Raw genomic sequence first — 23,995 nt, forward strand, 5'->3', positions numbered from 1 at the left:
CGCTGCGCGCTCCATTCTACCGCCGTGCCGCCGTCCAGCGCCCGCCGGCCTGTCGCGCCAGGCCTTTCAGCTCCAGCAGCGCCAGCGCGCCGCCGACCGTCGCCGCATCGAGCCCGGTGCGCCGCGCCAGCTCGTCGGCGGCCGACGGGCGGTCCGACAGCGCGGCGACGAGCGCCGCCTCGGCCGGATCGTCCGGCAGCTGCCGCCGCGCGTCGGAGTCGGCCGCGCGGCGGTCGAGGTCGAGGACGGCCAGCACGTCCTCCGCCGACGTCGCCAGCGCGGCGCCGGCGCTGATGAGCCCGTGCGCGCCGTGCGATCGGTCGCTCGTGATCGGCCCGGGGACGGCCAGCACGTCGCGGCCTTCCTCGAGCGCGCACGACGCCGTGATCAGCGCCCCGCTCCGCATGCCGGCCTCGACGACGACGCACGCCAGCGACAGCCCGGCGATGATCCGATTCCGCGCCGGGAACCGCCCGGCCACCGGCTCGACGCCGGGCGCGCACTCGCTCACGACGCACCCACCTCCGGCGATGATCCGGGCGTGCAGCTCGACGTGCTGGGGCGGGTAGACCCCGTCGATGCCGCCCGCGACGACGGCCACCGTGCTGCCGCCCGCCTCGAGTGCGGCGTCGTGCGCCGCCGCGTCGATGCCGAGCGCCAGACCGGAGACGATGACGATGCCCTGCCGCGCGAGCGGCGCGACGATCCGCCACGTCGCATCCCGTCCGTACGCCGTCGCGGCGCGCGTCCCGACGACGGCCACGGCCGGGCCGGCCAGGGGGGCGATGTCGCCGCGCACGAAGAGGACGAACGGCGGTGTCGCGGTCTGCGCGAGGAGCGGCGGATAGCGCGGATCGACCAGCGGGAGGACGTGCGCGCCGCAGGCATGGACGGCCGCCATGATCGCCTCCGGCGACCGCCGCGCGCGGAGCGACACGAGCCGCTCGGCCACCGGCGCCGTCACGATCGGCGCCAGGTCGGCCGCGTCGGCCCGCCAAGCGGCCGCGGCGCTGCCGAAGCGGGCGATGACGTCGCGCAACCGCCGCGGTCCGAGGCCGTCGACGGTGACGAGGGCCACGATGTGCGCCATGTCGTCGGCGCGGCCGGGGGATGGCGGCGCCTGGGCGGGGGATGGGGTTGGGTTCATCGGTCGACGCCCCTGTAACGATGGGGCGTGGGTGGCGGGGGGATGATAGGTGGGGCGGGGGTCCGGGGGCAACCGGTTGCGGGCGGGGGCGGCACGCGCCCTATGCTATCCTCCCCCCCGTGCCCGACACGCCCGACCTGCCGCCCGCGCCCGCCGCCCACCGCACCGTCCGCGGCGCGTTCCGCACGACGGCCGGCCTCGACCGCGCCCTGGCGCGCCTCGCCGCCGCCCGCCCGCCGGCCATCGTCGGCGTCGTCGCCGCGGACGCGGCGGCCGAGCGGTGGCTTGCCGGATCGTCCTCGGGCGCGGCACGCACGTTGCTCGTCGTGCTCGCCGGTGCGGTCGAAGACGTGGCGCTCGGGTATCGACAGGCTTGGCAGGCGATCGAGCTCTCGGGCGGGGTGCCGTCGGCCGGCGGGCGGCTGCGCGAGGGGGTGCTCGACGGCGGGAGCATGTACGGGGGCGATGCGAGGGATGCGCTGCACGTCCGCGTCGAACTGCCGGAGGACGACCTGACGGCGCTCCTCGACTGGGCCGCCGACCTCCGGGCGCTGGCCGGCGGCGCCGGCGCGTTCGTCCTGCCGGGAACGGGGTGCGGCTGGGTCGTCGTGCCGCCGGGCGCGCGCGCCGAAGAGTCGCTGGCGTGGCTGGGTGCCAAGGTGCGGGGCCGAAGAGGACGGTTGGCGGTCGCCGCAGCGGCGGCGATCGCTTCGTGAGCGCGGCGACGCACGGCGCGCCGGCAACTGTTTTGGAGGGGTAACGGTGAGCTATCAGAGTCGAGCAATTGTCGGGCTCCTGTTGATCTTCGCCAGCTTCGGCGTCCTCTTCTACAGCAGCCCCGCGCGCACCGGCATCAGCGCGCCGGACGACGTCTGGGTGTACAGCTTCGTCGGCCTCTTCGCCCTCGGCTTCATGTTGTTCTCGATGGGCATCCTCGGCCACCAGGACGCGTACACCGCGTTCGTCAGCGGCTTCGTGCTCTACCTGCTCGTCGGCGGCGCGATCACGCTGACGCTCTACGTCACGGGCAACGGCATCCATCAGTACTCGCTCGAGGACGCCGCGAACCCGGCCTTCTGGGGCGAGGCGATGCGCTTGTCCATCCTGTGGCCGCTGACGATCGTCCAGCTGACCGGATTCTGGGGCTGGGAGGCGTTCAGCTGGTAGGGGCGAGGGAACGGTTCGAACGGATGGAACGGACGTGCTCGGCCGGCGCGATCGCCGCGTGGACGGCGGTCGCCCTTTCGGCTGTCCTGGCCGGCTGCCGCGTCCGCCCAACGCCGTCGATCGCCCCGCCGCCGACCACCGCCGCGCCGCCGACCACCGCCGCGCCGCTTGACGTCGGCGGTGCGTCCGATGCCACTGCCGACTCGCCCGATCCGGCGGCCAGTGCGACGCCCTTGCCTTCGCCGACCACGCTGCTGCCGATCGTCCCGACGCGCACGTCGCCGCCCAGCGCCTCCGCCACGCCCACCGCGGCGTTCCCGAATGCCGCCGTCCTCATCGGCAAGCGCCTCGAAGGCGGTGCGATCGGCCCGATCTTCCACTTGGACGATGTCCGGACCGGCGAGCACCCCGGCTATACGCGGATCGTCTGGGCGATGGACGAGGACGCCGGCGCGCCGCGTTGGACGACGCTTCTCCGGCGGGACGTCGAGGGCACGGCGGTCATCGACGTCGCGCTGTACGACGTCTCGGCGTTCGCCAAGCCCGAGACGTTGGACGCGCAGTCGCCGCAGAGCCCGATCGTCGACAGCATCCGGCAGCAGCGCGTGGCGGACGACGCCGAGCTGCGCTTCGCCGTCCGCCTGGCGCGGCCGGCCGGCTACCGCGTGACGGTGATCGACGGGCCGGTGCGCGTCGTCCTCGACGTGGCGCACGATCCGTGACGGCGGCGGCGCGTTGACCCGAGTCGCGCGGCGGGGCCATCGACCATGACGCCTTCTCAACCCCGCGCCCCCCTCGCCGACCGGATGCGGCCGCGCACGCTCGACGCCTTCGCCGGGCAGGCGGCGATCGTCGGCCCCGGGCGGCTGTTGCGGCGGGCGATCCAGGCGGACCAGCTCTCCAGCGTGATCTTCTGGGGCCCGCCCGGCACCGGCAAGACGACGCTCGCGCGGATCATCGCCCGGACGACGAGCGCGCACTTCATCGCCTTGAACGCCGTCCTGGCGGGCGTGGCGGACATCCGCAGCGCGGTGGCCGAGGCCGAGAAGCGGCGCCAGGGTCTCTTCCCGCAGCGGACGATCCTGTTCGTCGACGAGGTCCATCGCTTCAACAAGGCGCAGCAGGATGCGCTGCTTCCGCACGTCGAGAACGGGCTGATCACGTTGATCGGGGCGACGACCGAGAACCCGTTCTTCGAGGTGAACAAGGCGCTCGTCAGCCGGTCGCGGATCTTCCGCCTCGAGTCGCTCTCCGACGACGACCTGCGCGCCGTCGCCCGCCACGCGCTGTCCGACGTCGCCGACGGCTACGGCGCGTTGGACGTCGTCCTGGACGCGGATGCGCTCGACCACCTCGTGAAGGTCGCCAACGGCGACGCCCGCGGCCTGCTGAACGCCCTCGAGCTGGCCGTCGAGACGACGCCGCCCGACGCGGACGGCCGGATCCATGTCGACCTGCCCGTGGCCGAGGAGTCCATCCAGCGGCGGGCCGTGCTGTACGACAAGGAGGGCGATGCGCACTACGACACGATCAGCGCCTTCATCAAGGCGTGCCGCGGCAGCGACCCGGACGCGGCCCTCTACTGGCTGGCCCGCATGGTGTACGCCGGCGAAGATCCGCGCTTCATCTTCCGGCGCTTGTTCATCCTTTGCGGCGAGGACATCGGGATGGCCGACCCCACCAGCGTCGCCACCGTCGCCGCCTGCGCCCAGGCCTTCGAGTGGGTCGGCCTGCCCGAGGGCCGCTTCCACCTGGCGCTGGCCACGCTGACCGTCGCCACCGCCGCCAAGAGCAACACGGCGCTCGGCTTCTTCGATGCGCTGGCCGTCGTCGAGAAGGAGCGGGCCGAGGACGTCCCGCCCCATCTGCGCGACGGCAACCGCGACGCGGCCGCCTTCGGCGACGGCAAGGGCTACCTCTACCCCCACAGCTGGCGCGACGGCTGGGTGGCGCAGCAGTACCTGCCGACGGGCCTGCAGGGCCGTGTCTTCTACCAGCCGACGGACCATGGCCACGAGGCCACGCTGAAGGACGATGTCGCCCGGCGCCGCGAGGCACAGCTGGCGGCGATGATCGACGGCGAGGCGGCGATCCGCCAGACCCTCTCGTGGTCCGGCCCGCTGTCCGGCGGTGAGAGCGACCGCGCCCGCTGGCTGGACCGCGCGACAAGCGGCGCCGGCGACCGCCTGGCGGCCGTCCGCGACCGCGTGATCGACGCCGCCGCGCTGCAGCGCCACGACCGCGTTCTCGACCTGCGCGCCGGCACCGGCCTGCTGACGTGGGAAGCGCTGCGTCGCTGCCCCGAAGGCGGTGTCTGGTCCGTCGCGGCCGACGATGCCGAGGCCGCGGCCATCCTGACCATGGCCGCGCGCCTCGGCGCCGGCGTCCTCGCCCCGACCGTCATCGTCGCCCCGCTCGACGCCGTCGCCGCAGCCGTGCGTGCGAATGCGGACGGCGCGCTCGAATTCGACGCGATTGTCGGCCGCGACGCCTTCGCCGCCCTCCCGCCCGATGGATGGCCCGCCGCTGCCGCCGCCCTCGCCACCCTCCTCGCCCCCGGCGGCCGCATCGCCCTCGCCGAGCCCGCCCCGACCGCCTCGACCCTCCCCTCGGCCCTCGTCGCACCCCAGGACCCGCGCCTGGACGCCGCGCTGCGCGAGCGGATCGCCGCCGCCGAGGCCGACCTCGTCGCGGAGCTGGCGGTGCGGCACGGCGGGGCGGAGGCGTTGGCGGCGGCGTGGCGGGGTGGGGGGACAGGGGAGCGGCGGGCGCGGCGGGTGCGAGGAACTTCGACGGCGTCATCGACATCACCGTCGAGACGACGATCTCCGCGTCGCGCCTGCCCGTGACGCCGACGTTGATCGCGCGGTGGTTCGAGGATGCGGCAGGGGCGTATCGGCGGGTGTTGGATGCGCATCTGACGGCGGATGAGGTGGCGCGGTATCGGTCGGTGGTGGCGGGGCGGGTGGGGGAGACGGCGGGGTGGGGCGTGGGGACGGGGTGGGTGGTGGGGAGGAGGGACGGGTAGGGGCGGGCCGTGCGGAGGCGGTGGGCGGGATGATCGGGGGCGTGGGCAACGGACGGGGCAACGGCTTCTACCGTGGATCCGTCGATCGTCCGACACGGCCCAGGCGGTGTTGCCGGCCTGCCCACGATCGAAAGCCCTTGTCCCCCCCACCGCCGTATGCTACGCTGCCGATCGATAAGGGGGGAACCATGCGCCGATCCGAACCACGCCCGCAGTACCCGCGCCTCACGGTGCTTCTCGCGCTCGCCTGCCTCGCCGCAGTTGCCGCTGCCGTCGCTGTCGTCGTCGCGTCGACATCGACGGACGATCGCGGCCGCGTGCATGCGCAGGACGAGGCCAAGGTCTATCTGCCGTTCGTCTGGCGCGGCGTCACGCGCGCCGACCTCGTCGCGCCGCGCGAGGTGGTGCCGACGCGACCGCCGAGCGCCACGCCGACGAGCGAGGAGCCGGCGACGGTGCCGCCGACGTTCACGGCCATCCCGTCCGTCACGCCGACGCCGGCCGGGGACGGCTTTATCGGCGGCAGGCTCCTCCTCGGGAAGGACCCGGCGCCGGCGGGCATGGGCGACGGTTTCGGGCCGGGGCTGTTCCTTCTGAAGTGCAAGGAAGGCCGGAAGCCGTGCGAGCGCGTCGGCCGGACCGCCGTCCTGGACGAGGACGGCCACTACAAGTTCCAGAACCCGGCGGCGCTGGCCGACGACGAGACGTACGTGGTCCATTGGCGCAACGAGACGTACAACGACCTGTTCGGCCTGCGGGAGTGGCTCGGTGCGTGGTACTCCGAGGCGATCACGCCGCAGCGGTACACGCCGGGCGCCGAGATCACGATCGAGGACTTCCAGCTCGAGCCGATCGAGCTGACCGGGCCGAGCAACGGCACGGGCTACTCGGGCCTGCCCTGGACGTTCACCTGGGACCCGCGCCAGAACGAGATCGGCACGTACCGCTGGGCGATTTGCGACTGCTTCGGCGACGGACTGCACCACCGCGACACCGACAAGTCGTTCAAGTCGCCGTCCGTCGGCCGGAACGGTGCGTACACGATGGCGAACTATCCGGACTTCATCCGCCGGGCCGGCATCGGCATCGAGCACAAGTACTTCTGGTACGTTCACGTGGACGGTCCGCGCGGGAGCTGGGGCCAGAGCCACGACCAGTGGATGTTGTGGTTCGAGTCCGTCTTCCAGGCGTTCCGGCCGTTCGGCGTCACCGGCTTCAGCCGTTGGCAGCGGGTCGATTCGGCCGAGGCCGCGGCGTCGATCGCCCAGACCGGTGCCTTCGACGCGCACGTGTACATGCCGTCCGTCTGGCGCGCCGTCGACCGCACCGAGCTGCCGGCGGCCGTCCAGGCACCGTCCGAGCCGACGGCCACCGGCCCGCCGGTCGTCACCGCGGCGCCCACCGCCGTCACGCCCACCGAGGTGCCCGCCACCGACGAGCCGACGGTCGAGCCGACGGAGATCCCGCCGCCGACGCCGATCAAGCCGGCGACGGGCACGATCCGCGGCCGCTACGTCAAGGAGGGCGTGCCGCTGTCGCCCGGCTACGGCGCCGACAGCTTCCCGCAGATCGAGCTGAAGGTGCGCACCGGCGGCGTCGGGCAGTGGACGAAAGTGGCGAACGCGGTCACGGTCGAGGACGGGACGTTCGCCTTCGAAGCGCCGCCGGCGCTCGAGGAGGATCAGGTCTACCAGGTCTGGTGGACGAACGACGACACGATCGTCCTCTACGACAACGAGTCGCTCGGCAAGTGGTATTCCCGCAACATCACGCCCGATCAGATGGCCGATGGCAAGGACGTCGATCTCGGTACGGTCGAGCTGCGCGATCTCGAGCTCAAGTTCCCGGAGAACGACGTTCACTACAGCCTGCCGCACGACTACCGCTGGGAGACGCGCAATGAGGTGCCCACGGAGAACTACCGCTGGACGCTCTACAAGACGTGCAACGACCTGAGCGAACGATTCCCGTCGGGCAGCCACCGCACGCCGTCGCTCGGCCACCGCGGGACGATCAACATCAGCTCGCCGCCGCAGGGGTTCAAGATGGACGAGCGGTACTGCTGGTACGTCTACATCGAGGACAACCAAGGCCGCGGCAGCGGCTGGACGTACTACCGGTACAAGACGATCTTCCTGAGCGCGCTGGGTCGGATCGCGGCGGGGGCGGGCGGGTCGTTGGACGTGGGGCGGTGGATCCAACGTCGGTGGTAGGGGCACCCCTTGTGGGTGCCCTCCGCCCGTCGCACATCGCACGTTGGGCACCCACAAGGGGTGCCCCTACCGGTCGGATCGTGCCACCGGTAGGTAGATCGTGCGGGTGCCGTCGACCGTCGCCGCCTGCGTCGACGTTGCGGTCGGCGTCGCCGTCCGCCGGGCGGTCGCCGTCGACGTCGGTGTGTACGCCTCCGCCGGCCACCACGGCGGCGCGTCCATCGACCACGGCGTGCGCGTCGGCCGGGGCGGCGGCGTCGGCCAGGCCGGGGTGGACGGCGGGGCGGCGGTCTGCGTCGGGCCGGCGGTGGGGGACGGCGGCGGCGTGAACGAGAGCGGCGGCGGGCAGTTGCGCTCGCCGCGGCGGCAGGTGTAGTCGCGGCCGTGGAAGCGCTCGTCGGCCCACCAGCCGCCGAACGCGGCGCCGAGGTCGCGGAACGGGACGATGGCGCCGCCGACGACGTGTATCCGGTCGGCATCATCGATGCGCAGCGTCCAACGCGCCGTCTCGATCCCGTGCGGCGCCGTGCCGATGGGCAACCAGACGTCCGCCTGGATCACGATGCCGTCCGTTGCCGCATGCCGGAGCGTCGTGAGCGGGATGCGGGATGTGTGCTGTGACGCCGAAAGGCGCACTTGCTCGGTCGCGGCCACGAGGAGCTCCATCGTCCGGGCGTTGTGGATGAAGATGCCGACGTCCGCCGGCAGCACGCCGTCGTTGCCGATCGTGAACACGAACATCCGGCCGTCGCCCTCGCCCTCGACGGTGGCGGCGTTCAGCTCGATGTTCGGAGTCGCGGCCAGCAGATAGGTCGCGAAGCGCGTCCAGCGGTCGACGGCCGGCAGGATGCGGTCGGGCGGCGGGTTGAACGCCACCGCCAGGCTCGAGGCGACGGTGAAGGCGCCGGTGGCGCCCAGGCGGCGAACGAAGAGCGTGTCGTCGCTGCCGTACGTCTCCGGCGAGAAGGCGTAGGCGCCGCGGACCTTGTAGAACCAGTCCATCGTGCTGCCGTACGCGCCGTACAGGCCGCGCGCCGTCCAGACGTGCGGCGAGCCGTAGTAGCCGTTCGCCTCCGTCAGCTCGCTGCCCTTTGCCCCGAGCAGCTCGTACGTGCCGGCGTCCGGCAGCGGCGCGGAGGCGGAGTAGCCCCACGGATGGAGGAGGAGGTCCGTGCCGGAGTGGTAGGACACGGCCACCGCCAAGTGATCGATGCCGGCGGCGAAGTCCCGCACGGCGCGCGTCTCGGGCTCGGACCAGACGCTCGGTCCGCGATAGACCTCGGTGTCGACGTTCGCTTCGCCGCGGTCCCACAGCACATCGTAGTTCCGGTTCGGGTCCGTGCCGCCGATGGGGTCTTCCTCGATGCTGCCGTCCCCGTCCGCGTCGCCGAATGGCAGCGCTCGGGCCAAGCCGCCGAACGCACCGCTGAACCGGCCGACGCCCATCTCCGGCGCGCCGGCCAGATGGCGCTGCCAGCCCTCGACGAACGGATTGTCCGGGTGGGCATCCGCCCAATCCGCCTCGAACAGCCAGCGGTCGACGCCGTACGCGCCAAGGCCGAAGCCGATGGGCGCGTCCTCGTCCGTGCGCCCGTCGCCGTCGTCGTCGCAACACGTCGGGTTGGCGGTCTTCCGCCAGGCCTGGTTGTCCACGAGCGCGAGCTCGTTGCCGTCCACGTTCACGCTCGGCACGAAGTACGCCGCCCGCGTGTCGACGAGGTAGGTGAGGACGGGATCGACGCCGTAGCCCGCGACGAGCGTCCAAAGCGTGTGGAGCGGCACGGCGGCGCTGACGAGTTCGCGCGCGTGGTGCTGCCCGTCCGTGTACATCGCCGGCCGATCGTCGACCGGCTGCCCAAGTCGCTCGTTGGCCACACGCGCCGCCAGGATCTCGCGCCCCTGCCACGACGTCCCGATCCGGTAGACCTCGACGAGGTCGGGAAAGTCCGCTTCGAGCTGCCGCAGGAAGGCGTTCACCTGGGCCGGCGTGCCGTAGTGGTCGAAGCCGATCGCGTAGCCATCGGGCGCAGGCAGCTCGCCGGCCGCGCGGGCCTCGGCAGCGCGCTCGACGGCGGCCGTCGGCAGGGCGTCCGGCCCGAGCTCGCTCCACGGCGCGTCGCCTTCCAGGTACGCGCCGAGGGGGCGCGGCTGGCGGGGGGCGGAGCGCGACGCGGGCGGGGGCGCGGCCCACATCGCGCCGAGGGCGAAGAGGGTGAGTGCGGTGGTGGCGAGGGCGATGGCGAAGCGAGGACGCATGGGCGGTTCCGTTGGGGTGAGGAACCGAATTGTAGCCGCCTACGGTGTCGGCCAAGGCTCGCACGCCGCCCCGAGCGGTTCGATCAACCGCACCCCGCGTTCGCGCGTGATCTCGGCATGCTCGTCCGCGCTCGCGAAGACCGCCACGCGTCCGGTGCGGCTGTCCGAGGCGACGAGCGGTTCGCCGCGCAGGAGGAACGTCGGATCCTCCGGCATGCGGCGGTTCCAGGCCCATTGCGACAAGTGTCCGGCGGCGCCGACCCAGCGGCGGACAGCGGGATCGAGGCTGAACGTCAGGATCTCGGCCGGCGTGTCGTCCAGCTCGCCCCAGCGGACCAGGGAAGCGTAGCGGTCGATGAGGAACGGGCGGAGGCGCTCGAGGGCGCTCGGCCAAAGCGGTGCGTCGGGCAGGGAGAGGCGGACGATCCGATAGGGGATCGCGCACTGGAACGCGTCGGCATGCGCGTCGGCGAAGGCCACGAGGGCCTGCCATTGGCGGTCACCGTAGTCCGTCGGGTGGTAGCGCCGGCGGCCGTCGGGCCGGAGAGGGGTGTGTGCGGCGGTGGGGGAGGACACAGGTCGGCTCCTTGGACGGGACGGGGCGGGGGGCGACAGCAAGGAACGTGCCGTGGGTGTACGTGGCGGAGAGATGGGGGTTGCACGCCGCCTCGACCAACCGATGTGTCTGGCGCACGGTGGCTGATGGGCCGAAGTCCGTCCGGCTCGCCCCAGCCCACGTGAACAGCAAGGGAGGCGGGGACACCGCGCCCCGCCTCCCTCGACCCTGCCGATTCAAGTCAAACCGCCGAACCACGCGCCGCACGCAGCGCATGGCCGATCACTCCGTGACGAGTACCCGGATCGGCGGCAGCGGGATCCCGTTCACGCGGACCTTCGTCCCGACGACGTCCGCGTTGCCGCTCACGTCGTCCTGCCACACGACGAGCCACTGGCCGTCGCTGAGCACGGTGGCCGCCGCAGCGCGCTGTGCGCCCGTGCCGCCGCCGACGATCCGCTCCGGGCCGACGCCGGCACCGTTCGAGCGCAGGCGCTGGAGGACGACGTCGGGGCCCGTCGTCGCATCGTCGCGGTTGAACAGAAGGAGGTTGTAGGCATCGCGCTCGAAGTCCGCCGTCGCCGTCGCCAGCAGGAACGGCGCGTACTCGTCGACGGCCGGATCGTTGACGACCGGGAAGAGCGTGCCGCGCGGCAGCCCGCTCTCGGTCATGCGCGCGCCGAAGATGTCCTTCTGCGTCGCGGCCTCGGCGACGTGCGTGAAGAGCACGAGGTAGTCCGTTCGCGGGTCGAGGACGTCGACCGTGATCACGGGCTCGCTCGAAACGCCCGGGCCCTTGGCGAGGCCGAAGGCGACGCCGCGCGCCGTGAGCGCCTTCGTGAGGCGCATGCCCAGGACATCGCCCTCGTCGGCGCTGTCGTCGCCGAACACCAGGAGGTAGCCGCTGGCCGTGGCGATCAGGCTCGGGTTCAGCTGGTTGCCGATTCCGCCCGCCACCACGATCGGCGTGCCGCGCGTGCGGCCGTTGGGGAAGACACGCTGGGCGTAGACGTCGTAGTCCGCCGCGTCCGGCGCCTTCTCGCTCCAGACCACGATGTCGCCGGCAATGTAAGGTGCGCGCTGATCGCCCTTCTTGCCCGCGTTCGCGCCCGTGCCGGTGGCGCCGGTGAACGGCCACTCGCCGCTCTCGGCGCTCGGGATCGCGTAGCCGTTCGTCCGCACGCGCTTGGCGAACAGCTCATGGCCACTGCCGCGGTCCTCGGTCCAGACCACGAGCTCGTCGCTGCTGGGCAGCGGCGCGATGAACGGGTCCAACTGGTCGCGCCCAACGACCACCGGCGGCGCGGCGGTCGGCGCTGGCGGCGTCTGGGCGGCGGCCGAGCCGTGTCCCAGAGACGCGCCGATGACGAGCACGGTGCTTGCCAACAAGATCACTCGACGGATGTTCACGCAGTTCCTCCCCCTATCGCTGACGGATCAATCGTTTCGGTCGATGCGGCCACGCTCGCACCTCGTGCGCCCCGCCCGTGGGGCCTGACTCCGCCGCCGCCGGCCGCGGCGGCGCATCCATCGGGCTGCTCGGCGCATGACAGTGCTAACGGTTGTCACCCTGTGACACGTTCACGCTGACCAACGGTTGCACTGTCGCTCCGGATACGGGCGCCGTTACGGATTGGACAGCGGGAACCGCCCCGCTAGCGCCGAAACCCTGCCCGATAGAGCTCCCCCCCCGACAGCCACCACAACTCCGCCGCACCCTCATCCCAGAAGACGCCCTGCAGCGCGCGAATCCGCCCGCGCGCGTCGTCGCTCCCGGGCTCGGCGGCCGGCAGGATCGGCAGCGCGTGCTGCGCCTCGAACGCGCCGTCCGCGCCGAGCGCCACGATCCGCCCGCGCGCGGCATCCGCGACGAGCACGCGGCCGGCCGTCGGGCTCGTGTAGAGAGCCAACGTGCCGTCCAGCCCGCCCGGCACATCAGTCGCGGTGAACGGGGCCGGCTCGCCTTCGCTGAATCGACGGATCGCACCGCCGGGCAGGAGCACGAAGACCGTGCCGTCGATCGCCATGTCCGTCGCCTGCGCCAGATCGACCCGCTCCGTCAGCCACGCCTCGGCGGCCGCGAACGACGGGCCCGGCGCGGCCGCGTAGCGTGAGATCCCGTTGGCCGTGTCCACGCCGTACAGGCTCCCGTCGTAGCCGCCGATCGCCCGCGTGCCCTGCGCCAGGCCGCCCGCCACCGCCAGCGGCCGCGCCGCAACGCCCTCGATCGCCCAGAGCCGCCCCGTCGCGTCGAGCGCCACCACCTGCCCTGCCGCCCCGCCGGCGGTCCCTCCGGCCAGCGGCAGCCACGCCAGGTCGATCAGATCCCCCACGGGCTGGCCGTTCACGTGCACGCCGGATTGCAGCGCGGGCAGCACCCCCGCTGCCGTCACGGCCTCCACGACGCCATTGGCGACGTTCAGCACGTAGCGCGCCTCGCCCACCGCCACCATGCGCCGCGGTTCGCTGTCCGCGCCCTGCACGCGCGCGACCCCGGCCGCATCGGTCAACCGCACCATGCCCGCATCCTGCGCCGGATCGATCGGCGCCATCGTGGCGACCGGCACCGCCGCACCGGCGCTGCCCGCGTCGTTTGATGTGCCCGGCCGTGTGCCTTCCGGAGCGCGCTCGACCGCACCTTCGGCCGCGCCGAGCGGCGCCGTCCCTCCGATCGCCGCCGCGCCACCCGCCGGCGCCATGCCGTCCGGCCCGGCCCCGGTCGCGTCACCCGACGGGACGCTCTGCCGCAGGCGGTCGAAGCCCGCGCGGATGCCGCCCGGCTGGCGGGCGAGCACGGCCAGCGCGGCGATCAGGACGAGCGGCGGCAGGAGCACGGCCGCCGTCGCCAACAGCCGCGACCACTCCGTTCGATCGCGGGACTCGAGCCGCCGTGGGAACAGCGCCAGGAACAGCCGCGCCGCCGACCGCCCGGCCCGCCCGCCGACCGCCCGCCACGGCACGCCCGACAGCGCATCGCGCGCGCTTCGTGCGCCGCGCCGCACCGCCGCGTCGACCGGATTGCCGGCCGCCGAGCGATCGGCCGCAGCGCCCGTCCAGCGCACCGGCACCGGCATCGGCGCGCGGTGCTCGGGCGTTGTCGTGGGCGTCGGTGCCGGAGCCGGTGCCGGTGTCGTCTGGGCAAACGCCACGACGACCGCGGCCGACGGCGGGGACACCGCGGTCGACAGCGCCGCCGCCCAGCGCGGGATCGGCGTGGCGAACAGCGCGGCCACGACGCCCTCGCTCAGCGTTCCGTCCGCGTCGGCGGTGGCGAGGAGCAGCACGAGGCCGCGCCGATAGCCGCTCGGCTCCCAGCGCGTCCAGTGCAGGATCGGCTCGAGCTGGCCCGGCCGGCCGAGCGGCGGACGCATCGGGTCGTCGCTCAAGATCACGCCGTCCAAGCCGCGGCGCTGCGCCCGGCCAACCGGCAGCCCGTCGGCGGACGACGCGAACGCCAGCAGCGATCCGACCTCGGCCAGGAGGACCTCGTCGCCGTCCGCCACGGCGACGCTGACGGCCGCCGTCAGCCCGCGGGCACCGGGCGGCTGGCTGGCCGCCCGCGCCCGGAGCGCGGCATCGGCGGCCAGGATGGCGGTGCGCATGCGCGCCGTCGTGCTCCCCGACGCCGTCGCCAACGCGTCGACGAGCGTCGCGACCAGCGCCGCCTCGTGCCCATCGCGCCCGGCCTCGTCGCCGGATACGGATACCAGCGCCGCCACGTGCAGCCGCCGGCCGCGCAGCCGAAGGGCGCCGGCGGCGGTGGCGGACGGGCGCCCGGCACGGAGGAGGGCAGGGGCGGGCAGGGTCATCGCGGCTTCACCCCATGCGCCCACAAGATGACGGGCCGCTGCAACCCCATCCAACCCCCGCGTAGGGGCGACGCATGCGCCGCCCCTACGCGGGGGTACATGGCGTGGTTGGGGTGCCGGCATCTGGGGCGGGTATCGCGGAGGGACGCATGCGTCGCCCCTACAACCACTCGATGGTGCCGGGCGGCTTGGAGGTGATGTCGTACACCACCCGGTTCACGCCGTGGACCTCGTTCACGATGCGGTTGGCGATCCGGCCGAGGAGGGCGTGCGGGAGCTTGGCCCAGTCGGCGGTCATGCCGTCGGTGCTCGTGACGGCGCGTACGGCCACCATGCGGCCGTACGTGCGCTGGTCGCCCATCACGCCGACGGAGCGGATGGGGGTGAGGACGGCGAAGTACTGCCACGGGGCCTCGTCGCCGAGGCCGGGGGCGGCGCGCTCGATCTCGTGGCGGACGATCTGGTCGGCGGCGCGCAGGACGGCCAGGCCTTCGGGCTCGACGGCGCCGAGGTGGCGGACGGCGAGGCCGGGGCCGGGGAAGGGCTGGCGCTGGACGGTCGGCTCCGGCAGGCCGAGCTCGCGACCGACGGCGCGCACCTCGTCCTTGAAGAGAAAGCGCAGCGGCTCGATGATCTCGAACTCGATGTCCTCCGGCAGACCGCCGACGTTGTGGTGCGTCTTGATCTTGTGGGCCGCGGCCGTGTCGGAGCTGCTGGCCGACTCGATGACATCCGGGTAGAGCGTGCCCTGTGCCAGATAGCGAAACTCGCCGACGGCCGCCGCCTCGCGCTCGAAGACGCGGATGAACGTCTCCCCGATCACCTTGCGCTTTTGCTCGGGGTCGTCGACGCCGGCCAGGGCGCCGAGGAACGTGTCGGCGGCGTCGACGGTGCGGCACGGGATCTCGAGGTCGCGGCACAGCGCCTCGACCTCCAGGCGCTCCCCCTCGCGCAGCAGGCCGTGGTCGATGAAGAGCGCCATCATCCTGTCCCCGACCGCCTGATGGACGAGCGCCGCCATGACGGACGAGTCGACGCCGCCCGAGAGCGCGACGAGGACGCGGTCGCCGCCGATCTGCGTGCGCAGTTCGTCGAGCGTGGTCGCGATGAAGTGGGCCGGCGTCCAGTCGCCGTCGCAGCCGCAGACGCCGCGGACGAAGTTGCGCAGCAGCTTGGCGCCTTGCGGCGTGTGCGCCACCTCGGGGTGGAACTGGACGGCGTAGTACCCCCGGTCGAGGTCGCCCATGATCGCGTACGGCGAGTTGTCCGTGTGTCCAAGGCTCCGAAAGCCCGGCGGCAACGCCTCGACGCGGTCGCCGTGGTTCATCCATGCGGCGATGTGGCGGGGCAGGTCGTTGAACAGCGCCACACCGCCGTCGAGCTCGACCTCGGCGGAGCCGTACTCGCGGTGCGCCGAAGCGGCCACCGCGCCCCCGAGATCGTGCGCCAGGAGTTGCATGCCGTAGCAGATTCCGAGAACGGGCAGGCCGCTGGCAAGGATCGTCGGCTGCAGCGTCGGCGCGCCGGCGTCGTACACGCTGTCCGGCCCGCCCGAGAGCACGAAGCCCTTGGGGTTGAGGGCGGCGATCCGCTCCGGCGGCGCGTTCCACGGCACGAGCTCGCAGTAGACGCCCTGCTCGCGGATGCGGCGGCAGATGAGCTGGGCGGTCTGGCCGCCGAAGTCGATGACGGCAATCGTGTCGGTGGTTGGGTGGTCCATCGATCCCTCGCAGCGCGGCACGGACGCCGTCTGAATCACGCGGATGAACGGTGCGGACGAATCCGGTTGGCACGGGAATATTGTTGGCGGGGGTTGCACGGGGCAAGTCCTGCCGCATTCCCACCACAATCCGTCTTGGCGAGGACGGATTCGCGAGGACGGACGCCACCACATTCCGGCGGATGGGTCTATCTTCTCCGCCGGCCACCGAACCGACGCAAGGAGAGGAGTCGAGGATGCCCGCGCCCGAGATCCGCCCAGACCACCCGATGTCCGCGCCCGGCAGCCCGCCGGCGGGCGCCCGCCGGTGGCTGTGGCTCACCGCACCGCTCGCCGTCCTCGTGGCCGCCGCCTCGATCGTCGGCCTGGCCGTGCCGGGCTTCTATCGCGACCCGGTCGCCTGGTCGACGCAGGCTGTGGCCCAGGACGCGGCGGACCTGGCGTACGTGCTCCCGGTGCTCGTCGTCAGTGCGCTGTTCGCGGCGCGCGGCTCGCTGCGCGGCTGGCTGGTCTGGCTCGGCGCGCTGTCCTACCTGGTCTACACGTTCGTCATCTACGCCTTCGCCGTCCAGCACAACCGCCTGTTCCTCGTCTACGTGGCAGCGCTCGGCTGCGCGCTCTGGGCGCTGATCGGCGGGTTGGCGCAGACGGACTGGGACGATGTGAAGGCCGGCTTCTCGCCGCGCGCACCGGTCAGGGCGATGGGCGTGCTGCTGCTCGTCCCCGCCGTCCTGTTCACGCTCCTCTGGCTGTCCGAGGAGGTGCCCGCGGCGCTGGCCGGCACGGTGCCGCAGGGCGTCGTGGACAACGGCGTGCCGACGAACCCGGTCCACGTCATCGACCTGTCCATGATGCTGCCGGCGATGGCGATCGTCGGCTGGTGGGCTTGGCGGAAGCGGGCGATCGGCTACGGCTTGGCGCCCGTGCTCCTCGTGAACACGCTGTTTCAGAACGCGGCGATCGCGACGATGATGGCGTTCGCGCTGCGCGCCGGACTGCCGGCGGAACCGGTGATGATGGCGGTGTTCGCCGGGATGGGCGCGACCGTGCTCGCGGCGCTCGTGTGGTACCTGCGGGCGCCGTAGCCCTCGCCGCCGAGCGTTCGCGTCGCCCAAGCGGCTGGTGCCCCGCCACTGGACATGCCTCTGGGGTGCCCGGCAGAGCATGGTGCCCGGACATCCTAGGCGTCCGCCTCGATGATCCGCTGCAGCAGGACCGGCACCGGCGCCCCGCGCACGACCTTGTCGGCGACGCTGCCGAGGGCCAGGCGCAGCAGCCCGGTCCGGCCGTGCGTGGTCAGGGCGATCAGGTCGACGCCCTCGCCGGCCAGCGTTTGCATCGCGGCCGCCATGTCGCCGCCGTCGATGATCCGCGTGGCGGTGACGACCCCGGCCGCGCGCAGCGCCACCGCCGCGACGGCCAAGTGCTCGGTCACCTCGGCGATCTGGACGTCGCGCGCCGCTTCGAACCCGTCCAGCTGCGGGTCCCCGGCGACGTAGACGAGCGTCACGGTGGCATCGAAGGCGCGCGCGAGCCACTCTACGGTCGGCAGGACGGCGCGGGCGGTCGGGGAGCCGTCGAGCATGACCGCGATGTGGCGCAGCGCGAAAGGCGCGGCCGCGCCGGTCCGAACGAGCACGAGCGGCCGTGTGCTGCGGTGGATCACGTGCTCCGCCACGCTGCCGATCGCCCAGCGGCTCAGGCCACTGCGGCCGTGGGTGGCCATGACGATCAGCCACGCGTCGTGCTTCTCGGCCGCGCCGAGGATCGCCTCGGCGGGCGGGCTTTCGAGGATCTGGGTGTCCGCCTTTACGCCAAGCGCCGCGGCGTCGTCGGCTTGCGCCTTCAGATGGGCCACGCTGTCGGCTTCCGCCTCACGGATGAGCGCATCGATGTCGGGCAGGTCGACGGGAACGGCGCCCGCCTGCATCGGCGCGGCGCCGAACCACGGCGGAACATCGACGCCCACGACGACCGGCGCGGTGACGAGCACGAGCCGGCCGCCGGTCCGTCGCGCGATCTCGGCAGCCGGCGCGAGCGCCGCCGCCGACTCGGTCGAGCCGTCCAACGGCACCAGGATCAGCGGTTCGCGAGGCGTGTTCGGGCTCACGGGTTCCTCCTTGCCTCGGCCGCAGCGGTTGCTGCGGCCGTGTGGATCGTCCTGCGCCGGATGCCGAAGCATCCTTGGGCTCATGATATCCTCGGACGGCGTCGATGGCATGCTGCCGCGATATGGAAGGCATTCGATCATGGAACCGCCGCCGCGCGCCGAGACCGCTTCCCTTGCGCCGTTCTTCAATGCCCGTTCGGTCGCCGTCATCGGCGCCTCGCGCGATCCGTCCGGTGTCGGCCACCGCGTCGTCCGCGGGCTGCTGGACGCGGGCTACACGGGACGGGTGATGCCGGTGAACCCGGCCGCCGCGACGATCGCCGGACTGCCGGCGTACGCGTCGGTCGACGCGCTGCCCGAAGCGCCGGCGTTGGCCGTCGTGGCGGTGCCGGCGGCGGCGGTCGAGCAAGTGGTGGCGGCGTGCGCGGACCGCGGGGTGCGCGCCGTCGTCGTCCTGTCGGCCGGGTACGCCGAGACCGGCGCCGAAGGGCGGGCGCGGCAGGAGCGCCTTGCGCAGCAGGTGCGCCAAGCCGGCATGCGCCTCGTCGGTCCAAACAGCCTCGGAATCCTCTGCACGGATCCGTCCCTTCGCCTGAACGCCTCGTTCTCGCCCGTCTTTCCGCCCGAAGGCTCCGTGGCGCTCGCTTCGGAGAGCGGGGCCGTCGGGCTGGCGGTGCTCCAGCTGGCCAAGGCGCGGCACTTGGGCGTCTCCGCGTTCGTCAGCCTCGGCAACCGGGCGGACGTATCGAGCAACGACCTCCTGGAGTGGTGGGCGGAGGATCCGCGGACGAGCGTCGTGCTGCTCTACCTTGAGTCGTTCGGCAACCCGCGGCGCTTCGCCGACGTCGCGCGGCGCGTGGCGCGGCGCAAGCCGATCGTGGCGCTGAAGAGCGGGCGGAGCGCCGCCGGGCAACGGGCCGCCGGGTCGCACACCGCGGCGCTGGCTGCGCCGGACATCGCCGTCGATGCCCTCTTCGCCCAGACCGGCGTGCTCCGGGCGGGGACGATCGACGAACTGTTCGGCCTCGGCGCGCTCCTCGGCAGCCAACCGCTGCCGCGCGGCCGCCGCGTGGCGCTCCTGACGAACGCGGGCGGCCCGGGGATCTTGTGCGCCGATGCCTGTCAGGCGAGCGGTCTCGCGGTCGTCGAGCTCGCCGCGGAGACGCGCGATGCGCTGGCCGCCCTCCTGCCCGCGGCGGCCAGCGTCGCCAACCCCGTCGATACGCTTGCCGCCGTCGCGCCCGAGGCGTACCGGCGCTGCGTCGAGGTCCTCCTGGCCGCGCCGGAGGTCGACGCGCTCATCACGTTGTTCGTCCCGGTCGGCATCACGCCGGCGGAGGACATCGGCGCGGCGATCGTCGATGGCGTGGCGGCGGGGCGTGCGGCGGGGCATGCCCAGCCCGTGCTGGCGTGCCTGATGGGCGGGCAGACGCCGGCCCGTGAGACGCCGCTCGACGGCCGGGGCGAGCGGATTCCGGTCTATCCGTTTCCCGAGCATGCCGTCGGCGCGCTGGCCGCGGCCGCGCGCCACGCCGAGTGGTGCTCCCAGCCGCCCGGCCAGGTCCCGGCGTTTGCCGATGTGCACGCCGAGTCGGCACGCGAGCGGTGCCGCACCGCCGGCGACGGGACCGGCGGCTGGCTGTCGGCGGCCGAGGTGCGCGCCGTGCTGGCCGACTTCGGCCTGCCGATCACGGCCGGCGGCGTCGCCCGGACGGCCGACGAGGCCGTGGCGCTCGCGGACGGCATCGGGTACCCGGTGGCGCTGAAGGCGGCCTCGCGGCGGATCGTGCACAAGACCGAGGTCGGCGGCGTTCGGCTGGGGCTGGCGGACGGCGCGGACGTGCGGACGGCGTTCGAGGCGATGCGCGCCTCCGTCGGCGCCGTGGACGCGGCCGCGGCCGACGACGGCGTGCTCGTCCAGCCGATGCTGCGCGGCGGGGTCGAGGTGATGGCCGGCGTGACGACCGACCCGCTCTTCGGCCCGCTGATCGCGTTCGGCCTGGGCGGGATCCACGTCGAGATCCTGGGCGACGTCGCGTTCCGTGTCGCGCCGCTCAGCGACGTCGACGCGGGTGAGATCATCCGTGCGATCCGCGGCCACCGGCTGCTTCTCGGCTACCGCGGCCACCCGGCGGCCGACATCGCCGCGCTGGAAGACCTCGTGCTGCGCCTCTCGGCGCTGGCCGTCGCCGTACCCGAGATCGCCGAAATCGATCTGAACCCGGTCTTTGCGCTGGCGAATGGGTGCATGATTGCGGATGCGCGGATCCGGGTGGTGCCGGTCGGGCCGGCGGTGGCGCGGCCCGGCATTCGAGCGGGCGTCATGCTGACGCCTACAGCGAGGAAGGACCCCGACCATGGATGAGCAGCAGCGCTTGCGCACGGCCTGGCAGGACGAGATCGACGGGGAGGCGTTGTATCGCGCGGCTGCCGCACGGGAGGCCGGCAAGCCGCTGGCCGAGGCGTTCGAGAAGATGGCGGCGGACGAGGCGCGTCACGCGGTCGTCCTGGCGGAGCGGCTGGCCGCGCTCGGCGCGCCCGTCGGCGATCCGCGGCCGAGCGGGCGGGCGCGTGTCTTGATCCGGCTGATCCGCCTCGTCGGACCGGCGGCCGTCCTGCCGCAGCTGCAGGCCAACGAGCGTGCTGGAGTGGCGGCCTACAGCGTTCCCGAGGCCAAGGGCACGCCCGAAGCGGCGCTGGCTGCCGACGAGCAGTCCCACCTCCAAGTCCTCCGCGCGATGGGCGGCAAGGGCATGGCCGGCGCGGCCGTGGCCCAGCTCGAGGGCCGGCACCGCGCGGTCAGCGGCAATGCGCTGCGGGCGGCGGTGCTCGGCGCGAACGACGGGCTCGTCTCCAACCTGAGCCTCGTGATGGGCGTCGCCGGCGCGTCGATGGCTGGGCGGGAGATCCTCGTGACCGGCCTGGCGGGCCTGTTGGCCGGCGCCGTTTCGATGGCGCTCGGCGAGTGGCTGTCCGTGCAGAGCTCGCGCGAGCTCTTCGCCCGGCAGCTCGAGATCGAGTCGGCGGAGCTCGCGGCCTCACCGGAGGAGGAGGAGGCCGAGCTTGCGGCGATCTATCGGTCCAAGGGCCTGCCCGAGGACCAGGCGCGCGCGTTTGCCGCGCGACTGATCGCCGACCCGAGCGCGGCGATCGACACGCTGGCGCGCGAGGAGCTCGGCTTCGATCCGGCCGAGCTCGGCGGGTCGGCGTGGGAGGCGGCAGCGACGTCGTTCGCGTTGTTCGCCGTCGGCGCCGTCATCCCGGTCGCCCCGTTCGCGCTGCTCGCCGGCAACACCGCCGTCGTCGTCAGCCTGGTGGCCAGCGCGCTCGGCCTGTTCGGGATCGGCGCGGCGATCACGCTGATGACCGGGCGGAGCGTCTGGGCGTCGGGCTTCCGGCAGGTGCTGTTCGGGCTGGCTGCGGCGGGGGTGACGTTCGGGGTGGGGCGGTTGATCGGGGTGGCGATTGCAGGGTAGGGCCTGACGGCCCTACTTCGCTCCCTGCAGCTCGCGCATGTAGGCCACCAGGTCCAACAGGTCCGCGTCCACCAAGACCGGGTTCCCGCCCTTCGGCGGCATCGCCACGCCCGTCGTGTTCAGCGGATCGCCGGCGTCGCGGCCGACCTTCAGGAACGCGACGAGTTCGTCGTCGGTCTTGTCCTTGACGAATGCGCTGGCCGTGATGTCCTTGCCGAGGTTCGGAAGGCCTTTGGCGTCCGGCCCGTGGCAGGCAGCGCACGTGACGAACAGCTCCTTGCCGTGCGCGGCGTCGCCTGACGAAGCGGCCGGCGCGGCGTCGTCCGCTGGCGCTTCGGCGGCTGTCGATGCCGCACCCTCGCGGGCGAGTCGGGCGGCCTCCTCGGTCTCCATCGGCACGCCGCACGCCGTGGCGAGCGCGGCCACGAGCAGCGCGCCGGCGAGGGCGCGGGCGGCGGGTCGGCGGTGGGGTTGGATCGTCGTCGGGCGGGTCATCGAAATCTCCTCGGTGCGGTACTTGAACGCGATTATAGATTATACCGGTCCGGCGCTGGCAACGCGCCGGGCGACCGGCGTATCATCCCGATAAGGAGGGGGTGCCGCATCCGCCACCGGACTCCTTCTCTGACTGGCCACTTGGCCACCGCACGGAATCCTGGCGGCCCAGGTCGGCCGAAGCACCGGAGATTGCCTTCACCGTGGGTCCGGGTCGATGAGCGTTTCGCGCGACAACGCCCCCGAAGCCGCACTTCGTGAGAGCGAGGACCGCTTCCAGGTGCTCGTCGATGCTGCGCCGGTGGCGATCCTGATCGTCGACGACGACGGCCGGATCATGCTGGCGAATGCCGGCGCCGAGGCGATTTTCGGCTACGCACGCAGCGAGGTCATCGGCCGGCCGGTCGAAGTCCTCGTTCCGTCGGCCGCCCGCGCGGCGCACGAGCGCCATCGGGCCGGCTATAGCACTGCGCCGCGCGCCCGTCCGATGGGCATCGGCATCGAGCTCGAGGGCCTGCGGCGCGACGGGCGGACGTTTCCGATCGAGGTCGGGCTCAGCGTCGCCCAGGCGCAGGGCCGGACCCAGGTCATCGCCTTCATCACCGACATCACGGCGCGCAAGCAGGCCGAGCGGGCGATCCTGGACGAGCGGAGCCGGCTGGCGCGCGACCTGCACGACGCCGTCACGCAATCGCTTTTCTCCGCCAGCCTGATCGCCGACGTGCTGCCGCGGCTCTGGGAGCGGGACGCCGTCGAGGGACGGCGCCGCCTGGAGGAACTGCGCGCCCTGACGCGCGGCGCGCTGGCGGAGATGCGCATCCTCTTGCTGGAATTGCGCCCGGGTGCGCTGACGGAGGTGCCGCTGGCCGAGCTGCTGCGGCACGTGGCCGACGCGTCGACGAACCGCACGCCGATCGGGCTCGACCTGCGCGTGGATGGGGACGGCGTGCTGCCGCCCGACGTCCAGATCGGCCTCTTCCGCATCGTCCAGGAAGCGCTGAACAACGTCGCCCGCCACGCGAACGCGCGCGGCGTGACGATCCGCTTGGACCAGCGCGCCGGCCACGTCGAACTCGAGGTGGCGGACGATGGCGTCGGCTTCGATCCGGCGTCCGTCGACGCCTCGCACCTCGGCCTGCGGATCATGCGCGAGCGGGCGGAGGCGATCGGCGCGGCGATCGTTGTCGACGGCCGTTGCGGCGGCAGCGCCGGCGGGAGCGGCACGCGGGTGGCGGTCCGTTGGTCGGTCGGCGATGCAGGAGGCGACGCGTGACCGAAGCCCATGCGGGTTCCGATGCGCGCGAGCGTGCTGCCGGGCGCCCGACGATCCGGGTGATGATCGTCGACGACCACCGCATCGTCCGCAGCGGCCTGGCTGCGTTCCTCTCGGCGTTCGACGACCTTGATCTCGTTGCCGAGGCGGGCAGCGGCGACGAGGCGCTGCGGGTCTGCCCGATCGCCCGGCCGGATGTCGTGCTCATGGACTTGGTCATGCCGGGGCTCGACGGGGCCACGACGACGCGGCTGCTGCGCGAACGGCATCCGTTCGTGCAGGTCGTGGCGCTCACGAGCTTCCCGGAGGCGGACCTCGTGGCGTCGGTCCTGCGCGCCGGCGCGCTGAGCTACCTCCTCAAGAGCATCTCGGCGATCGACCTGGCCGAGGCGATCCGCGCCGCCCATGCCGGCCGGACGACGCTGGCGCCGGAGGCCGCCCAGGCGCTCGTCCAGGCGACGGCGCATCCGAACGAAATCGTGAGCGACCTCACCGAGCGCGAGCACGAGGTGCTCGGGCTGCTGGTCGAGGGCTTTCCAACCCCGACATCGCCGCGCGGCTCATCGTCAGCCGCTCGACGGTCAAGGCGCACGTCAGCACGGTGTTGTCCAAGCTGGGCGTCGCGAATCGGACCGAGGCGGTGTCGCTGGCACTGCAGCGGGGGCTCGTGCGGCGCTGATCGGCGAGTGGGCAGCCGATGGCTCTTGCGATCGCCGTCACGATCTCCCCCAACTGGCCACTCCAA

General features: G+C 73.1%; 18 protein-coding genes and 1 pseudogene. 11 read left to right on the plus strand and 8 right to left on the minus strand.

The features are described from left to right. Positions 1-16: 16 nt before the first annotated feature. Positions 17-1,147 (minus strand): DNA-protecting protein DprA, encoded by a 1,131-nt coding sequence (dprA, locus tag IPG72_03930; protein MBK6768174.1) that lies wholly within the window; start codon positions 1,145-1,147, stop codon positions 17-19. Between the two features lie 119 nt (positions 1,148-1,266). On the opposite strand from dprA, the gene IPG72_03935 reads away from it, so the two are divergent. The 6 genes from IPG72_03935 (at position 1,267) to IPG72_03960 (ending at position 7,555) form a co-directional block, all read left to right on the plus strand. Next, the gene (locus IPG72_03935; GenBank protein ID MBK6768175.1) at positions 1,267-1,863 is read left to right on the plus strand and encodes a hypothetical protein; all 597 of its coding nucleotides are present in this window, start codon (positions 1,267-1,269) and stop codon (positions 1,861-1,863) included. A 46-nt stretch (positions 1,864-1,909) separates the two neighbouring features. Next, on the plus strand, positions 1,910-2,314 hold the full coding sequence (locus tag IPG72_03940) for a hypothetical protein (protein MBK6768176.1): 405 nt from the start codon (positions 1,910-1,912) through the stop codon (positions 2,312-2,314). A 23-nt stretch (positions 2,315-2,337) separates the two neighbouring features. Next, positions 2,338-3,036, plus strand: coding sequence for a hypothetical protein (locus IPG72_03945; GenBank protein MBK6768177.1), 699 nt, complete (start codon positions 2,338-2,340; stop codon positions 3,034-3,036). Between the two features lie 45 nt (positions 3,037-3,081). Next, entirely contained in the window at positions 3,082-5,163 is a 2,082-nt protein-coding gene (locus IPG72_03950) for an AAA family ATPase (GenBank protein ID MBK6768178.1), read from the plus strand. Next, a complete protein-coding gene (locus IPG72_03955; GenBank protein ID MBK6768179.1) occupies positions 5,160-5,342 on the plus strand; it encodes a hypothetical protein in 183 nt (60 codons plus the stop codon). The genes IPG72_03950 and IPG72_03955 overlap by 4 nt, the downstream gene beginning before the upstream one ends. Before the next feature lie 188 nt (positions 5,343-5,530). Beyond that, positions 5,531-7,555, plus strand: coding sequence for a hypothetical protein (locus IPG72_03960; protein MBK6768180.1), 2,025 nt, complete (start codon positions 5,531-5,533; stop codon positions 7,553-7,555). Positions 7,556-7,621: 66 nt separating this feature from the next. Here the strand turns inward: IPG72_03960 and IPG72_03965 are convergent, their stop codons facing one another. The 5 genes from IPG72_03965 to guaA form a co-directional block, all read right to left on the minus strand. After that, a complete protein-coding gene (locus IPG72_03965; GenBank protein MBK6768181.1) occupies positions 7,622-9,811 on the minus strand; it encodes a hypothetical protein in 2,190 nt (729 codons plus the stop codon). Positions 9,812-9,850: 39 nt separating this feature from the next. Next, positions 9,851-10,387 (minus strand): hypothetical protein, encoded by a 537-nt coding sequence (locus IPG72_03970; protein ID MBK6768182.1) that lies wholly within the window; start codon positions 10,385-10,387, stop codon positions 9,851-9,853. Between the two features lie 262 nt (positions 10,388-10,649). Continuing rightward, positions 10,650-11,777: a hypothetical protein gene (locus IPG72_03975; protein MBK6768183.1), complete on the minus strand. Its 1,128-nt coding sequence runs from the start codon at positions 11,775-11,777 to the stop codon at positions 10,650-10,652. A 245-nt stretch (positions 11,778-12,022) separates the two neighbouring features. Continuing rightward, on the minus strand, positions 12,023-14,176 hold the full coding sequence (locus tag IPG72_03980) for a hypothetical protein (protein MBK6768184.1): 2,154 nt from the start codon (positions 14,174-14,176) through the stop codon (positions 12,023-12,025). 160 nt (positions 14,177-14,336) lie between these two features. Next, positions 14,337-15,896: a glutamine-hydrolyzing GMP synthase gene (gene guaA / locus IPG72_03985; protein MBK6768185.1), complete on the minus strand. Its 1,560-nt coding sequence runs from the start codon at positions 15,894-15,896 to the stop codon at positions 14,337-14,339. Between the two features lie 236 nt (positions 15,897-16,132). Here guaA and IPG72_03990 point away from each other — a divergent pair, with 236 nt between their 5' ends. Beyond that, positions 16,133-16,981 (plus strand): hypothetical protein, encoded by an 849-nt coding sequence (locus IPG72_03990; GenBank protein ID MBK6768186.1) that lies wholly within the window; start codon positions 16,133-16,135, stop codon positions 16,979-16,981. A gap of 95 nt (positions 16,982-17,076) precedes the next feature. Here the strand turns inward: IPG72_03990 and IPG72_03995 are convergent, their stop codons facing one another. Continuing rightward, positions 17,077-18,006, minus strand: a complete 930-nt coding sequence (locus tag IPG72_03995; GenBank protein ID MBK6768187.1) for a universal stress protein — start codon at positions 18,004-18,006, stop codon at positions 17,077-17,079. A 139-nt stretch (positions 18,007-18,145) separates the two neighbouring features. Between IPG72_03995 and IPG72_04000 the strand changes: the two genes are divergently transcribed. Next, positions 18,146-20,371 (plus strand): acetate--CoA ligase family protein, encoded by a 2,226-nt coding sequence (locus tag IPG72_04000; protein MBK6768188.1) that lies wholly within the window; start codon positions 18,146-18,148, stop codon positions 20,369-20,371. Beyond that, the gene (locus IPG72_04005) at positions 20,364-21,482 is read left to right on the plus strand and encodes a VIT1/CCC1 transporter family protein (GenBank protein MBK6768189.1); all 1,119 of its coding nucleotides are present in this window, start codon (positions 20,364-20,366) and stop codon (positions 21,480-21,482) included. Before IPG72_04000 ends, IPG72_04005 begins: the two co-directional genes overlap by 8 nt. Before the next feature lie 12 nt (positions 21,483-21,494). Here IPG72_04005 and IPG72_04010 read toward each other — a convergent pair whose 3' ends face one another. Next, complete coding sequence (locus tag IPG72_04010) at positions 21,495-21,977, minus strand: cytochrome c (GenBank protein MBK6768190.1); 483 nt, start codon at positions 21,975-21,977, stop codon at positions 21,495-21,497. Between the two features lie 217 nt (positions 21,978-22,194). Here IPG72_04010 and IPG72_04015 point away from each other — a divergent pair, with 217 nt between their 5' ends. Both IPG72_04015 and IPG72_04020 read left to right on the plus strand, forming a co-directional pair. Beyond that, positions 22,195-23,250: a PAS domain S-box protein gene (locus IPG72_04015; GenBank protein ID MBK6768191.1), complete on the plus strand. Its 1,056-nt coding sequence runs from the start codon at positions 22,195-22,197 to the stop codon at positions 23,248-23,250. 62 nt (positions 23,251-23,312) lie between these two features. Next, a pseudogene (locus IPG72_04020) lies at positions 23,313-23,929 on the plus strand (response regulator transcription factor). Positions 23,930-23,995 lie beyond the last annotated feature (66 nt).

It is taken from the genome of Candidatus Avedoeria danica (assembly GCA_016703025.1).
Taxonomy (GTDB): domain Bacteria; phylum Chloroflexota; class Anaerolineae; order Epilineales; family Epilineaceae; genus Avedoeria; species Avedoeria danica.